General features: G+C 61.4%; 15 protein-coding genes and 1 tRNA gene. 11 read left to right on the top strand and 5 right to left on the bottom strand.

Features of this window, described 5'->3' with window-relative positions; translation table 11 throughout:
• The first annotated feature begins 29 nt into the window (after positions 1-29).
• Positions 30-356 carry a hypothetical protein gene (locus tag AB8A50_RS09335; protein ID WP_439077488.1) on the top strand — a complete coding sequence of 109 codons (327 nt, stop codon included), beginning with the start codon at positions 30-32 and terminating at the stop codon, positions 354-356.
• Positions 357-819: 463 nt separating this feature from the next.
• Here the strand turns inward: AB8A50_RS09335 and AB8A50_RS09330 are convergent, their stop codons facing one another.
• Positions 820-1,719 carry an AraC family transcriptional regulator N-terminal domain-containing protein gene (locus AB8A50_RS09330; RefSeq protein WP_439079950.1) on the bottom strand — a complete coding sequence of 300 codons (900 nt, stop codon included), beginning with the start codon at positions 1,717-1,719 and terminating at the stop codon, positions 820-822.
• Between the two features lie 173 nt (positions 1,720-1,892).
• Here AB8A50_RS09330 and AB8A50_RS09325 point away from each other — a divergent pair, with 173 nt between their 5' ends.
• The 4 genes from AB8A50_RS09325 (at position 1,893) to AB8A50_RS09310 (ending at position 4,372) form a co-directional block, all read left to right on the top strand.
• Positions 1,893-2,651 (top strand): SDR family NAD(P)-dependent oxidoreductase, encoded by a 759-nt coding sequence (locus AB8A50_RS09325; protein WP_439077487.1) that lies wholly within the window; start codon positions 1,893-1,895, stop codon positions 2,649-2,651.
• 28 nt (positions 2,652-2,679) lie between these two features.
• A complete protein-coding gene (locus AB8A50_RS09320; protein ID WP_439077486.1) occupies positions 2,680-3,354 on the top strand; it encodes a glutathione S-transferase family protein in 675 nt (224 codons plus the stop codon).
• 51 nt (positions 3,355-3,405) lie between these two features.
• Positions 3,406-3,978: an isochorismatase family cysteine hydrolase gene (locus AB8A50_RS09315; protein ID WP_439079949.1), complete on the top strand. Its 573-nt coding sequence runs from the start codon at positions 3,406-3,408 to the stop codon at positions 3,976-3,978.
• A 76-nt stretch (positions 3,979-4,054) separates the two neighbouring features.
• A complete protein-coding gene (locus tag AB8A50_RS09310; protein WP_439077485.1) occupies positions 4,055-4,372 on the top strand; it encodes a putative quinol monooxygenase in 318 nt (105 codons plus the stop codon).
• Positions 4,373-4,778: 406 nt separating this feature from the next.
• On the opposite strand, the gene AB8A50_RS09305 is transcribed toward AB8A50_RS09310, so the two are convergent.
• A tRNA-Ser gene (locus tag AB8A50_RS09305) sits at positions 4,779-4,869 on the bottom strand.
• 672 nt (positions 4,870-5,541) lie between these two features.
• Here AB8A50_RS09305 and AB8A50_RS09300 point away from each other — a divergent pair.
• Positions 5,542-7,068: a porin gene (locus tag AB8A50_RS09300; protein ID WP_089263806.1), complete on the top strand. Its 1,527-nt coding sequence runs from the start codon at positions 5,542-5,544 to the stop codon at positions 7,066-7,068.
• A 172-nt stretch (positions 7,069-7,240) separates the two neighbouring features.
• On the opposite strand, the gene AB8A50_RS09295 is transcribed toward AB8A50_RS09300, so the two are convergent.
• Positions 7,241-9,400 (bottom strand): transglycosylase SLT domain-containing protein, encoded by a 2,160-nt coding sequence (locus AB8A50_RS09295; RefSeq protein WP_439079948.1) that lies wholly within the window; start codon positions 9,398-9,400, stop codon positions 7,241-7,243.
• A 336-nt stretch (positions 9,401-9,736) separates the two neighbouring features.
• On the opposite strand from AB8A50_RS09295, the gene dapA reads away from it, so the two are divergent.
• The 4 genes from dapA (at position 9,737) to AB8A50_RS09275 (ending at position 12,300) form a co-directional block, all read left to right on the top strand.
• Positions 9,737-10,630: a 4-hydroxy-tetrahydrodipicolinate synthase gene (gene dapA, locus AB8A50_RS09290; RefSeq protein WP_089263808.1), complete on the top strand. Its 894-nt coding sequence runs from the start codon at positions 9,737-9,739 to the stop codon at positions 10,628-10,630.
• 100 nt (positions 10,631-10,730) lie between these two features.
• Entirely contained in the window at positions 10,731-11,147 is a 417-nt protein-coding gene (mscL, locus tag AB8A50_RS09285; RefSeq protein WP_089263809.1) for a large conductance mechanosensitive channel protein MscL, read from the top strand.
• A 65-nt stretch (positions 11,148-11,212) separates the two neighbouring features.
• On the top strand, positions 11,213-11,686 hold the full coding sequence (gene smpB, locus AB8A50_RS09280) for an SsrA-binding protein SmpB (protein WP_068732465.1): 474 nt from the start codon (positions 11,213-11,215) through the stop codon (positions 11,684-11,686).
• A gap of 38 nt (positions 11,687-11,724) precedes the next feature.
• Positions 11,725-12,300, top strand: a complete 576-nt coding sequence (locus AB8A50_RS09275; protein ID WP_120292103.1) for a peroxiredoxin — start codon at positions 11,725-11,727, stop codon at positions 12,298-12,300.
• A 53-nt stretch (positions 12,301-12,353) separates the two neighbouring features.
• Here the strand turns inward: AB8A50_RS09275 and AB8A50_RS09270 are convergent, their stop codons facing one another.
• Together AB8A50_RS09270 and AB8A50_RS09265 are read right to left on the bottom strand one after the other, a co-directional pair.
• Complete coding sequence (locus AB8A50_RS09270; protein ID WP_439077484.1) at positions 12,354-13,064, bottom strand: uracil-DNA glycosylase; 711 nt, start codon at positions 13,062-13,064, stop codon at positions 12,354-12,356.
• A complete protein-coding gene (locus AB8A50_RS09265; protein WP_068732474.1) occupies positions 13,045-13,671 on the bottom strand; it encodes a LabA-like NYN domain-containing protein in 627 nt (208 codons plus the stop codon). The genes AB8A50_RS09270 and AB8A50_RS09265 overlap by 20 nt, the downstream gene beginning before the upstream one ends.
• Before the next feature lie 369 nt (positions 13,672-14,040).
• Between AB8A50_RS09265 and rpoZ the strand changes: the two genes are divergently transcribed.
• Positions 14,041-14,433 (top strand): DNA-directed RNA polymerase subunit omega, encoded by a 393-nt coding sequence (rpoZ, locus tag AB8A50_RS09260; protein WP_068732476.1) that lies wholly within the window; start codon positions 14,041-14,043, stop codon positions 14,431-14,433.
• Positions 14,434-14,568: the final 135 nt, after the last annotated feature.

Here is a 14,568-nt window from a genome sequence, read left to right as displayed (position 1 = left end):
AGAGGCCGCGCAACAAAAAGGACAATGCCATGTCGACGAAGAAACTCACGCTCGCATCGATCAGCCGCGCCAGCGGCCTCGCGACTCTGGTGGGTATTGCCATCAGCGGAGCCCAGCCTGCAGTTGCTGCATCGGCACCCGCATATCCGCAATCGATCAGCGCGCCCATTGCTGTCGCATCCACCGATATCAGTGCGGCACGCAAGAACCGGCAGGTGAGGCGCGCATCTCCGCGCGATGCCTATGGCAGCTATCTTGGCGGGGGCAGCTATGTCGGCGGGGCAGGCGGGGTATCGCAGTCCTATCCCGGCTACGGCTATGGCGTTGGAGACAATTCGCGGAACCAGACTTGGTAGATCCGTTATCTAGGATGTGACGCCACGGCGGCGACCGCGAGCGTCGTCTGGAGAGGGTGTCCATGCTGTTGTAGGAGGTGATGGCGGGCCGCACAGCGATGATGAGCAATATTGCTCCGCCTTAGCGCTATGAGGCCGGAGACCAAGCACTCAAGAACAGCGGAATATACGACTGCCCACGATCTGGCGCTTCGCCCACAGGGGACGGCTTCCGATGTCCCGGTCGTCCCTATGGGTCTCCATAGCTTTAGCCAGACAGAGCGCCGAAAAATCCAGTCGATTAGTAGGCCGCCGTCTTCGTCCGTCCCGATCATTGGGTGCTGTGCCATCGGCATGACGTTGCGCCTCACGCTTTCCGGAGAGGATGGTGACCTGGGAAGTCCAGCGCGACGGCTCGCATTGGGCGATGCCCCCAGTTCCCTTGAACAGCCTTGGAGTCAACAGCTTTGAAGCTGACGGCCGACTAATTGATCATTTGATTGTCGATCGACTGCCTGAGCTTGCGCACGTCGCGTGCGGGCGGAGCCCCGAACTGCCGCAGATATTCGCGGCTGAACTGAGAGGCGCTTTCATAGCCGACCGCATAGGCGACGTCGGATGCACTACGGTCGCCGGCGAGCAGCAACTGGCGCGCCTCCTGAAGGCGTATCTGCTTCTGATACTGGATCGGGCTCAATCCAGTCAGCGCGAGAAAGTGGCGATGCAGGCTCGCACGGCTCATGCCAGAAGCTTCGCACAGAGCCTCGATCCGCAGCCGCGTATTACCGCGGTCGCGGATCCATTCGACCGCGCGGCGGATGCCGCCGATCGCGCCTTCTGGGCGGGCGATGTGGCGCAACAGTCGCCCCTGCGGGCCCTGCAGGAGACGATAAAGCAATTCGCGTTCGGCCATCGGCGCGAGCGCCGGGATGTCCGCAGGCGTGTCGAGCAACGCCAGCAGTCGCAGCAGCGTGTCGCGCAGAGACGGAGTCATCGGATTGATCGCGATGCCGCTGCCTGGCGCGTCCGCGTCGCGCACCGCCGGCATCGTCGATGCGACCTCGGCGAGAAGTGCCGGATCAAGGACTAACGAAATCGCCACATAAGGACTGCCGTCGTCAGCGTCATGGATCTGGCCGCTCAAGGGTAGATCGAGTGCGCTGACCAGATATTGAGACGCGTCGTAGCGCAGCAGGTCGTCGTGGATGGCCACCTCTTTCGATCCCTGCAGAATGAAGCAGATCATCGAGCGGTAGAGACACGGTGACGTTCCCGAGGTCGTTTGTCCTACGCCGATTTCCAGGCGCGGGATCGGCGTCAGGGTCATTCCGGTCCGCCCGTGGCGGAGCGCGATATCGCGATGCGGCTGTAGGTTGTCGGTCATGCCAAGGAGCATGACACCATTTCTCCCATCTGCAAAGCGCTTGAGACAATTAGGCAAGCAATTGAGAGCATTAGGCGGGGCGTCGGATACAGCAATCGCCTACCTGACTGGCAGCGAAATGCGACGCCTAGCGGCGTGCCGTCTGGAAAAATCAATTCACAAGGAACCTAGCCATGTCTCAGAAGATCGCACTCGTTACCGGCGCCAGCCGCGGCCTCGGTCGCAGCATGGCGCTGCACCTCGCCCGTCGCGGCGTCGGCATCGTGGGCACCTATCGCCAGGGCGCGGCAGAAGCCGATGCGCTGGTAAGCGAGATCGAGGCGCTGGGCGGCACAGCGGCGATGCTCGCGCTCGACGTCACCAAGGTGGCGAGCTTTCCGGCCTTCGCCGCATCCTTCGCCGAGACGCTCCGGAGCCGCTTCGGCAGTGACCGGTTCGACTATCTGGTCAACAACGCTGGTGCGGTCGTCCACGTGCAGGTCGCTGACGCAAGCGAGGAACAGTTCGATATGATGATCGACATGCACCTGCGCGGACCGGTGTTCCTGACGCAGGCGTTGCTACCGGTTCTCGCCGATGGCGGACGCATCCTCAACGTCTCGTCGGGCTTCACGCGCACGTCGATGGCCAGCTTCGGCCTTTATGCGGCGGCCAAGGCGGGGCTCGAGACGCTGACCCGGTTCATGGCGCTGGAACTCGGCGCGCGGCAGATCCGCGTCAACGCCATCGCACCCGGTGCCATCGCCACCGATTTCGGCGGTGGTAGGGTCCGCGATAACGAACAGGCTCATGCCTTCGTCGCGAGCAAGATCGCGCTAGGCCGCGTCGGTCAGCCCGACGACATCGGCGGCGCGGTCGCAGCCATCCTGTCCGACGATTTCGGCTGGGCCAACGGCACGACGTTCGACGTGTCGGGCGGCCAGTCGCTTTGATCCGTCTTCAGCACATAGAGGCCCTTTTATGACAGAGCAAAACCTCACTCTCGTCAGCCATCCGCTGTGCCCATTCGTCCAGCGTGCCGTGATCGTCCTCCTCGAAAAGAGGGTGGCGTTCGACCGGGTCAACGTCGATCTGTCGGCCAAGCCCGACTGGTTTCTGGCCCTGTCACCGACCGGCAAGGTGCCGGTGCTGAAGGTGCGCCAGCCGAACGGTGAGGATGCGATCCTCTTCGAAAGCGTGGTCATCTGCGAATATCTGAACGAGACGCAGGGTGGTGCGGCGATGTATCCCGACGATGCATTGCTGCGTGCCCGGCATCGCGCCTGGATCGAATTCGCCACCCAGACCTTTACGGAGGGCTGGCAGTTCCTTCACGCCAAGGACATGGCGACCGCCGACGCCAAGCGGGCCGCCTTCCATGATCGGTTAAGCAAGATCGAAGCGGAACTGGGCGACGGCCCGTATTTCGCCGGGCCGGACTTTGGTCTGGTCGATGCGGTCTACGCACCGCTGTTCCGCTATTTCGGGATCATCGATCCGGAAGTGGCGGATCCGATCTTCGCTGGCCTGCCACGCGTTATGGCGTGGCGCGCGTCGCTCGCTGAGCGACCTAGCGTCAAGAACGCCGTAATCGACACCTATCCCGACCTTTTTCTCGACCACCTGCGCCAGCAAGGCGCGATGATCGCCGCCTGATCCTAACCAACATCCCGGGAGTTATACCATGACCGACCATCCAAGAGCGCGCTGATCCTAATCGAATATGTCAACGGCTGGCTCTCGCCGACCGGTGGCATCTATCCGGCGTTCCAGGACCGGGAGCAGGTCGACACCGCTATCGCCAATTCGAAGATCATCCTCGAAGAGGCCCGCCGTCGCGGCCTGCACGTGATCCACGCAGCGCTGAAGTTCGAGCCGACCTTCAAGGTGCTGGGCGAGGCCAAGTACGGCCTGCGTAAGATGACGCGCGACCATGGCGCGTTCCTGGGCGAGCAGGCCGATTTCTTCCCCGGCTTCGAGCCGGCGGCGGGCGAGCATGTCGTTCGCGAGCGCGCCGGCGGCAGCAGCGTCTTCGTCGGAACCACGCTCGACGGCTACTTGCGCAACAACCGCATCGACGAGATCTACCTGTCGGGCTTTTCGCTGCGCCAGTGCGTCGAGTCTTCGATGCGCAATGCCCACGACCTCGGCTACCACACCAACGTCATCTACGACGCGTCGGCCGGCTATACTCGCAAACAGCAGGACGACTTCGTCGCCGAGATCGCCCCATTTTACGCCAACGCCGTCACCACGCAGGAGTTCGTGGCTAAGGCATAACCCGCCGCTGGACCCGGCCCGGTTACGGGCCGGGGCTGCCGTCGGGCCGTAGATGCAAGACGATACGATGATCGGAATGATGGTCGAACTCACAGTCGCGCCGGGTAGCACCGACGCATTTGAACGCGCCTTCGCGGTCCAGGCTGCCGCGGTGCGTGCCAACGAACCGGGTAACCGCCTGTACGAACGGCTCAAGTTGCGCACCTTGGCCGACAGCTACACGCTGATCGAAATCTACGAGGACGAGGCCGCGCTCGCCGCGCACCGGACATCGTCGCACATGGCGGCCAATCGACCGCTGACCGCGCCGCTCCTCTCCGCACCGCCCGTCATGCACATGTTCACGGTTGTGCCGCACGCATTGGGACCGATCGACGGTCGAGCCATAGCGTGATGACGGCGGTACAGGTTCTCCACTAGCTAGGTGCGATCGCCGTACAGCACCTGGCCGCGAACGGCACTAAGCTTTTCTTTGGGAGGTGAAAATGACGACACAGTCGTCGTGGCCGACACCTTCGAAAACGTCACTTCGCTGTTAGGCGCGGCGCTTCCGTCAATATAGACGACTCGGCCGGGGTGTACATCCGGAGGCCTTGGTATCGGGCGCTGCAGCTCTGCTCCACGGCTCCAGGCCTGAGCTGCAAGATCAGTGGCTTAGGTGATACCCCCACGGTTAACGTCCCTGAGCCAAAATCACCGAAAAAGTCTAAAAAGGGCAACAATTCGCGCAACAAAACGTGCAACGCTGGGATTTCAGCGGCGTTGTTTCTATTACGTTATTTTCAGCAAAAAAGAGGTGATGGCGGAGCCGGAGGGATTCGAACCCTCGATACCCTTGAGAGGTATGCCGCTTTAGCAAAGCGGTGCCTTCAGCCACTCGGCCACAGCTCCATCATTGCTGCATATGCCCGACACCGTCGCGAGCCGCAAGCGCCAGATCGCAGTCTGCAGCGCATGTTCCCAAAAATCGGACGCATCCGATGTGGATGTGTCTTTATAATCTCCAGATGCCGCGTCCGCCTGTGGTGTATTTGCTGCCGGGAAATGGGTCCCGAGGCTGTTTATCGATTGCCATCCGCCGTTCCGCGCTTGCCGGAATTTATCACTCCGGCAGATGCGAGACGATTCGGCCGAGGGACCAGGAAAGCCAGCCAGATACATCTAATGCGAGTGTGAATGTTTTTCTGCTCGTTACGAGATGGGGCGGTGCCTTGAAATGCGGCGCTGGAAATTCTGATGTTGAAACAATTGCTTGCGAAGAATGCCCATTCACGAGTCCGTGTGATTTAAGCAACACAGCCCGGGAAACGGCCGAATGGAGGCCGCTTTGAGGCGTTCCATTGTTGCGGAGCGAGAAACCTTAGGAGATGGTCTCGGTGCGACGGAGGGGGGCATCCCGAGGTCGTCCCGTAAGGTGGTTCGTCCTGAACCTCGTCGGCACGCCTTGTGCGACGGGTTTTGAGATTCGGAGCGTTTGCGGGTTGTCAGGGATTAAGGGGACTTGTCTTCAGGGTGGCCTCCACCCCGTTGCAGAACCTTCCCTAAAGCAACTTGGAGGTTTACATGAAGACGATTAAGGGCCTTATTCTCGGCTCGACGGCAGCTCTGCTCGCCGTTGGCGGAGCTCAGGCAGCCGATCTTCCCGTCAAGGCCAAAGCGGTCGAATACGTGAAGATCTGCTCCCTCTACGGCGCGGGTTTCTACTACATCCCGGGCACCGACACCTGCATCAAGATCGGCGGCGCGATCCGTTTGGACACCTCGTTCAACGCCGCAGCTTACGACACCCCGTTCTGGCAGGGTGGCGCTGGTGGCAATAATCTTTGGACCAAGGATTATTTCATCACCCGCGAACGTATCAACCTGACCACCGATACCCGCACTGCCACCGAATACGGTGTCCTTCGTACCTACGCGAACATGCAGTTCGACTTCTCGCAGAACCGTGAATCGATCGCTGGCGGCTTCACCGAAGTCGACTACGCCTTCATCCAGTTCGCCGGCTTCACCTTCGGTAAGGCCGTCTCGCAGTTCGACCCGCAGTGGGCCCTCAACAAGCCTTACATTTCGTCGGGCTTCATGGCTGGTTCGAACAACACGACCGGTATCGCGCAGATCGCCTACACCGCTTCGTTCGGTAACGGCGTGTCGGGCACGATCTCGCTCGAAAACGCTTCGGCCTACCGTAACGCCGGCCTCTGGAATACCAATTCCTTCATCACGGGACCGGGCGCGAGCACGTTCACGGGGGCGTTCTACGGCACGACCTCGAACACGTTCCTGGGCAATGCCTACGGCGGCAACCACATTCCTGACGTCGTCGGCAACATCCGCCTCGACCAGGCTTGGGGCACGCTGCACTTCGGCGCTGCGATGCACGCTGCTACCCCGGGCTTCTACGGCACGACCGAAGCTACCGGTCATGCTGACGACAAGTACGGTTTCGCAGTCAACGGAGCGGTTGAATTCAAGAACCTGCCCACCGGCGCAGGCGACACTCTGAAGCTCGAAGCAACCTACGCCAAGGGCGCAGCGAAGTACGCGATCGCTGGCGGCACCACCGACACCTCGGGCGGCGGTCGCTTCGCGAAGGTCGACGGCAACACCATCGGCTTCGGTTATGTTCTGGACGGCGTGTACACCACCGGCGGTCAGATCATCCAGAGCGAAGCCTGGTCGGTCGCTGGCTTCTACGAGCACTACTGGAACCCGGCATGGCGCACGTCGCTGTTCGGCAGCTACAGCAGCATCTCGTATGGTGACGGCAATGCTCTGATGCTCGCCGCATTCCAGGGCCTCACCACGGGTGGCCCGGGCACCAGCAGCTCGACGGCTGCAGCATCTCGCGCTGGTACCTTCGCCGGCACCGGCAACTTCGACTTCGCCGTGGCCCAGATCGGTACCCGTACTGCCTGGACCCCTGTCAAGAACCTGACCCTGTCGGCTGAATTCACCTACAGCCGCCTCGAGCAGAACCTCAACGGCACCTACACCGTGACGAGCATGTCCGGCAAGCCGGCTGGTACGGTCCTGAACACGAGCAACCAGAACCTCTACAACGGTTCGGTTCAGATCCTGCGCTCGTTCTAATGTCGACTGCCTCACGGCAATCGCTATCTGAAACAAAGACCCCCGGCAGGAAACTGCCGGGGGTTTTTGCTTGCGTGATCGATCGCTGTGCCAAGGTGTAGGATGGGTTTCGCTCGACGCTTACGCGTCTGCGGTCTACCCATCCGACGTATTCGCACTGTCCTAGTTGATGCTACTCGACGCTGCTGCTGGCACCGCGATGCAGGTCGGCCTCGATCTGCAGCCGCGAGCCACCGCCGAAGCGGGCGCGATAAACCTGCAGATTTTCCATAATGCGCTGGACGTAGTTGCGCGTTTCCGAGAACGGAATCGACTCGACCCAGTCGACCGGATCGACCTTGGGGTCACGTGGATCACCGTAGCGTTCGATCCATTTGCGCACGCTACCGCGGCCCGCGTTGTAACCGGCAAAGGTCATGATGTAGGAACCGCGATAGTCTTCGAGCAGGCCACCGAGTTCGGCGGCGCCCAGCGTCGCATTGTAGACCGAATCGCTCTTGAGGCGTGAGAGGTCATAGGTGCCGCCGTGCCGCTTGGTGACGTATTGCGCCGCGCTCGGCGTCACCTGCATCAGACCATAGGCCTGGGCCGGCGACACGACGGCCGGATTGAAGGCGCTTTCCTGCCGTGCGATCGCATAGACCACGGCAGACTCGACTTCGGGCCCGATCGGGCGGTAGCTCGGAATGCCCGTCGTCGGATAGGCATAGTGATCGAAGGGCAGGCCGCGATTGAGTGCCGCCTTGCCGACCAGCAATGTGCCGCGGGCATCCTTGTTCTGTTGCGCGAGCTCGGCAAGGCCGAGCACGGCTTCCGGATCGCCGTTCTCGCCGACATCGGCGAAGATCGGGATGGCGACTTCGCGCTCGTCCATGGCGTAGAGCAGTTGCACCGCGCGTACGATTTCCAGTCGATCGAGCCCACGCGCGCGGGCGGTCAATGCACCGCTGATGTCGAGCTGCTGCAGGCCAAGCTTCGCGCGGGCGAGCTGGCCGTAATAGCTGGTGGATTGCTCTGCTGCGCGTGTGTAGGCGGCACGCGCTTCCTGGCTGCGGCCTGCGGCTTCCGCAGCACGGCCCTGCCAGTAACCGGCGCGGGCGAGGGCTGTCGGATTGACGCTGCCGACGCCGATACGTGCGAAGTGCTGAGCGGCAGTCGCGGGATCTTTCAGGAAGCGCAGCGCGATCCAGCCGGCGGTGAACTCCTGCTCGGTCTTGTAGATGTCGCGCGCCGGCAGGGCAGCATCGCGTGCTACGAGATAGGCCGAGCGATGTTCGCCGACGTCGAGTAACTTGCGCGCCGTGAGACGTCGCTCGATCCACCATTCGTCGAGATTGTGCAGGCGCTGCGGTTCGCGCGGCGCTGCAATCATCAGCCGCGCTGCTTCGCCGAATTTCTCCTCGCGGCGCAGCTGCTGAATGTGGCTGAAGATGTAGCCGGGGTCGCTATGCAGCTCGGACGGTACTGCAGCGAGCAGCGCGTTGGCGTTCGATGCCTTCTTGGTGACGCCGATGCGCGCCCGCGCGAGCGCCATCTGCGCGCCGCCGAGGCGCTTGGCAGAGCGCAGCGCGGCATCTGAATCGCTGCCATAGAGCAGCATGTCCATGCGCGCCTTGTGATCGCCGGGTGTGATCAGCGGACCGAACATGTCGATGGCCATGTTCTCGGTATCGCCCGATAACGGATCGCTGCGCCATGCATCACGGATCAGCCGCTCCGCGCCGGCGCGGTCGCCGCGCGCGAGGAGCGACTTGGCCAGAGCGAATTTGCCCTTGGCGGAAATCGGCTTCTCGCTCTCGAAATAGGACTGGATCGCGGAGTCGTCGCGCTTGTCGTCCCACAGCGCCGCTTCGATGCGGCGTCGCAGGAAGGTCTGCGATGGCCAGCTCGGATTGGCGGCGACGAAAGCGCGGTAGCGCTCGACCGAAGCGCCATTGTCATCGCTGCGCAGATAGATCCATTCGCCGAGCTTGCGCGCAACTGGATCGCCAATCGTTTGCACGACCTGCGCGGCTTCCGACCCCTTGCGCTTGCGGATCAGCTCGATGACGTTTTCAAGCGTTTCGGCATCCGCCTGTGGGGTGGATGTTGTTGCCGCCACCGCGGCGCGGGCGATCGGCTTCTTGGCAGCAGGTGGAATTGCCGCATGCTGGCGTGTGGCGGGCTGGATTACGGGAGCCGGGCTCGCAGCATCCGGCGCGAGCGGCTTCGCCGGGGTCGCCACGGCCGTGGGGGCCTGTGCGGCACTGCGCGCAATGGGGCGCGCTTTCGGCAATGGAACCTTGGTGGCCGCCCAGGCCTCGACGGCCAGCACCGATACTCCGACCGCCAGCGCCAGACCGGAGCCCAATGCTGTCCGTTGCAAGGCCGTCCGCCGCGCAGTCGAGGTGAGGAGCAGGTGCTTCACGGCGTTCCCTCGCGGCGAATCAGACAATCGCACGCATTCCCATGATGTATTTGATTGAAACGGTGACCAAATCGTCAATTTCTGTAACCGCTTGCTCCTCTCTGCCCGGCCACGGCGGCGAAATCACGGCCAAACAGCCGGTAAACCGCGCTGAAACCGCTTCGGGCGGTCTTTCGCCGCAGCCGCAGACTCGATAAGACTTGCTGTTCAATCAATCGGTTCAAGCAGACGGCTAAAGCCGCATCGCGTTCGGAGCAGACCATGGCAGCCACCAAGACGAATTTCCGGGGGTCTTACACCGCGCTGGTCACGCCGTTCAAAGATGGCGCGCTGGACGAGGCAGGCTTTCGTGCGCTCGTCAGCTGGCAGATGGCCGAGGGCAGCAACGGCCTCGTTCCGGTTGGCACCACGGGCGAGAGCCCGACGCTGAGCCATGAAGAGCATTACAAGGTCGTCGAATGGTGCATCGACGAAGCCAAGGGCCGCGTGCCGGTGATCGCTGGCGCCGGGTCCAACTCCACCAAGGAAGCGGTGGCACTGGCGAAGCACGCCGAGAAGGCCGGTGCGGATGCGGTGCTGGTGGTGACACCGTATTACAACAAGCCCACGCAAGAGGGCATGTATCAGCACTTCAAGGCGGTGAACGATGCGATCGGCATTCCGATCATCATCTACAATATTCCGCCGCGGTCGGTGGTCGATATGTCCGTCGACACCATGGCGCGCCTGTATGAGCTGAAGAACATCGCCGGCGTGAAGGATGCCACTGCCGATCTCGCGCGCGTGTCCAAGCAGCGTCACGCGATGGGACCGGATTTCATCCAGATGTCCGGCGAAGACATGACTGCGCTGGCCTATATGGCGGCGGGCGGCCATGGTTGCATTTCGGTGACGGCGAATGTTGCGCCGAAGCTGTGTGCCGAACTGATGTCGCTGGTGCTCAAGGGCGACTATGCCGGGGCGCTCAAGATCCAGGATCGCCTGACGCCGCTGCATGACACTATCTTCAAGGAGCCCGGCCTCGCCGGCGCCAAGCACGGTCTCGCACTGCTGGGCCGCATCAAGGAAGAAGTACGTCTGCCGCTGATGACTGTGACGCCGCCCACCGGCAAGGTGATCCGTGACGCCATGGTCTTCGCGGGCCTCATCAACTAGGTATCTGCATCAATCAGATGTTGAGTGACTTTGGCTGCGTCATCTCTCCTTATTTGTAAGCGCGTACGCGTCGTTCGTTGAAAACAAAGAGGAATTGCAGATGCTGAAGGAATTTCGCGATTTCGCGATGAAGGGCAATGTGGTCGATCTCGCGGTCGGCGTGATCATCGGCGCGGCCTTCGGTGCCATCGTCTCGTCGATGGTGGCCGACGTCATCATGCCGATCATCGGTGCGATCACCGGCGGTCTCGATTTCTCGAATTACTTCACGGGTCTCTCGAAATCCGTTACGGCAACCAATCTGGCCGACGCCAAGAAGCAGGGCGCCGTGCTGGCCTGGGGCAGCTTCCTGACCCTGACGCTGAACTTCATCATTGTCGCCTTTGTCCTGTTCTTGGTGATCCGCTTCATGAACCAGCTGAAGCGCAACGATGCCGCCAAGCCGGTTGAACCGCCGAAGCCGACCCGTGAAGAAGAACTGCTGACCGAGATCCGCGATCTGCTCAAGAAGGCCTGAGCCCAAGGCTTGGGTCGGGCATTCGCTGCACCTATATTCGGTCAGCACGCTGAAAGTATTGAACGATGGCCGAAAAGAACGAACGCCCGATCAAGGTGATCGCCGAGAACCGCAAGGCGCGGTTCAACTACGCCGTCGAGGATACGGTCGAGGCGGGCATCGCCTTGACCGGGACCGAGGTGAAGTCGATCCGCAACGGCAAGAGCACCATTGCGGAATCCTACGCCGATCCGAAGGACGGCGAGATCTGGCTGATCAACTGCAACATCCCTGAATATCTGCAGGCCAACCGTTTCAACCACGAGCCGAAGCGGCCGCGCAAGCTGCTGCTGCATCGCAAGCAGATCAACAAGCTGATGGGTGCGGTAGAACGCCAGGGCATGACCCTTGTGCCGTTGAAGATGTACTTCAACGAACGCGGCCGGGTTAAGCTGCAGCTTGCGCTGGCCAAGGGCAAGCAGCTCCACGACAAACGTGCGAGCGAGAAGGACCGCGACTGGGGCCGCGAGAAGGGCCGTCTGTTGCGCGCGCGGGGATAAGGCTGGGCGTCGCCCATTCTTTCAAACAAGAGGATGAGATGACGCAAGGCAACCTGCTCGAAGTCGACTGGAGCAAGATTCCGGCGCCGGAAGACGACGGCGCCGCCAATCATCTGACCGGCATGACCATCCCACCGGTCAGCCTGCGCGCCACGAACGATACAGCGGTTACGCTGTCCGAACTCACCGGCCGCACCGTGGTGTTTGGCTATCCGCGCACAGGCGAGCCCGGCAAAATCGGGCTGGTCGATGACTGGGACATGATCCCGGGCGCGCGTGGCTGCACACCGCAAACCTGTTCGTTCCGGGATCTGTTCGCGGAGCTGAAGGCCGCCGGCGCCAAGCATGTGTTTGGCCTGTCGACGCAGAGCAACGAATATCAGACCGAAATGGCCGGACGGCTGCATCTGCCGTTTCCGGTGTTGTCCGACAAGCACCTTGAGCTGAGTGACGCACTCAGCCTGCCGACCATGGAGGTTGCCGATCTCACGATGATCAAGCGCATGGCCATGATCATCGACGACGGCAAGATCACCCATGTGTTCTATCCGGTGTTTCCACCGGACCGGAACGCGGGCGATGTGCTGGAATGGATGAAGGCGAACCCGGTTTGATCGCGTTGTCGCGGTCGTAGCCCGGATAGCGCTTCGCTCGTCCGGGCTACAGGTTAGGCATCACTCAGATCCGCCTTCACCCGCGCAAACACCGCACGAAACATCTCCGGCGTCAGCACGCGCGTGTTCGTGTTGTAGCGCGAGCAGTGATAGCTGTCGTAAAGCTTGAAGCGGCCGACATCGTGAACGGCACCGTGCGCAAAAGGCGCTGTCACGGCGCGAATGCCGAGCGTCCTCAGCATCGTGTCATGGGCGACGCGGCCCAGCAGCACGATAGCGCGCAATCGCGGCATGGTGTCCATCGTGGCAATCAGAAACGGCCGGCAGGTGGTGATCTCGACGGGCAGCGGCTTGTTCTGTGGTGGCACGCAGCGCACGGCATTGGTGATCCGGCAATCCTGTAGCGTCAGCCCGTCATCAGGACGTGCTTCATAGGTGCCGGAGGCAAAGCCGAAATCCAGCAAAGTCTCGTAGAGCAGGTCGCCGGCATAGTCGCCAGTAAAGGGACGCCCGGTACGATTGGCGCCCTGCACGCCCGGTGCGAGGCCCACGATCAGCAGCGCTGCATCCGAGGTGCCGAAGGACGGCACGGGGCCGTTGTAGCCGCCTGGATCCTTCTCGCGCACCGCCATACGGTAGTCGACGAGACGTGGGCAAAGAGGACAATCGCGCCCGGGGTCGGTGGGAGTACCGGCGGAAATCGTGGATGCGACCACCGCCGGCTGTTGTCTGCTGAGTTGCGTCTTAGTCTTCGAAATCTTCATCGCCTCGGGGCGCCATGGTGGTCGCGCGCTGCAGGAATTGCGGCGTCTGGTGACGCGGTTCGCGCGGAGCAGGGCGCTCTGCCGGATCGCGGCCGAGCTTGCTCTGCAGCTCCATGAGATCGGTAAACACGTCTGCCTGCCGACGCAACTCGTCGGCGATCATGGGGGGCTGGCTCGAGATGGTGGACACCACGGTGACGCGGACACCGCGACGCTGCACGGCTTCGACCAGGGAGCGGAAGTCGCCATCGCCCGAGAACAGCACGATCTGGTCGACATGTTCGGCCAGTTCCATGGCATCGACGGCGAGCTCGATGTCCATATTCCCCTTCACCTTGCGTCGGCCGGACGCATCGATGAATTCCTTGGTGGCCTTGGTTACCACCGTATACCCGTTGTAATCGAGCCAATCGATCAGCGGGCGAATCGACGAGTATTCCTGATCCTCGATAATGGCGGTGTAATAGAAGGCCCGGACGAGGGTCCCGCGGCTCTGAAATTCCTTGAGGAGGCGCTTGTAGTCGATGTCGAAGCCGAGGGTCTTGGCGGTGGCGTACAGGTTGGCGCCGTCGATGAAGAGTGCGATCTTGTTAGATGTGAGGGACATCAAGTTTTCTCATGTGGTTTGTTGTTGTTAGCGTTTTTGGCGCGACTTCGTCGTTGCGCATTTGAATCACATTTGTCGTCCGCTCTTCGTCGGATCGGCCTTATTGACGCCACGCAATCAGCTGGTCTGGAACTGCCCGAATATGCCGATCCATCTTCCCTTGCAATGAAGCCTTTTGGTGTCGAGATATCCGCTTCTGGCCAGATGGTGCCACCGCTTCTGCGGTCTTTTTGAGGGTACCATAGTGCGGCAGAAAACCAAGCCAAGAAGGACGCAATTCCAAATTGGTCCTTGCGAATGCCGCAAAGTCCCTATACGCACAGCACTTAATCATCATATTCGGTCCCACAACAAACGGAGCGACATTTTATGGCGCGCGTAACCGTCGAAGATTGCATCGATAAGGTCGACAACCGGTTCGACCTGGTGTTGCTGGCAGCACACCGGGCACGAATGATTTCGTCCGGTTCACAACTTACGATTGATCGCGACAACGACAAGAATCCGGTTGTTTCGCTGCGCGAAATCGCTGATCAGACCATTTCCCCGGAAGATCTCCGTGAGGAACTGGTCCATTCGCTGCAGAAGTTCGTGGAAGTCGACGAGCCGGAGCCGGATACGATTCCGCTGATCGGTTCCGCCGGCGCCAGCGTCGATGCCGACGATACCGAAGTGGCCGTCGAGCGTATGACCGAAGAAGAGCTCCTCAAGGGTCTCGAAGGCCTCGCTCCGCCGGAAGAGCAGCCCGAAGAAGACGAGTAAAGCGATACACACGGTCTTTTGCTTAGCCGTTTTGATTATCAGTCATCACAAAGGCCCGGACATGCGTCCGGGCCTTTGCTTTTGCAGTCCGTTTCGGGGCAAACTTGAGACGAAGAATCCAGGTCGCTGCTGACC

Source organism: Tardiphaga sp. 841_E9_N1_2 (genome assembly GCF_051811065.1).
GTDB lineage: Bacteria > Pseudomonadota > Alphaproteobacteria > Rhizobiales > Xanthobacteraceae > Tardiphaga > Tardiphaga robiniae.
The sequence above is the reverse complement of the archived record's forward strand: the minus strand, read 5'-3'. Positions and strand labels throughout refer to the sequence as shown.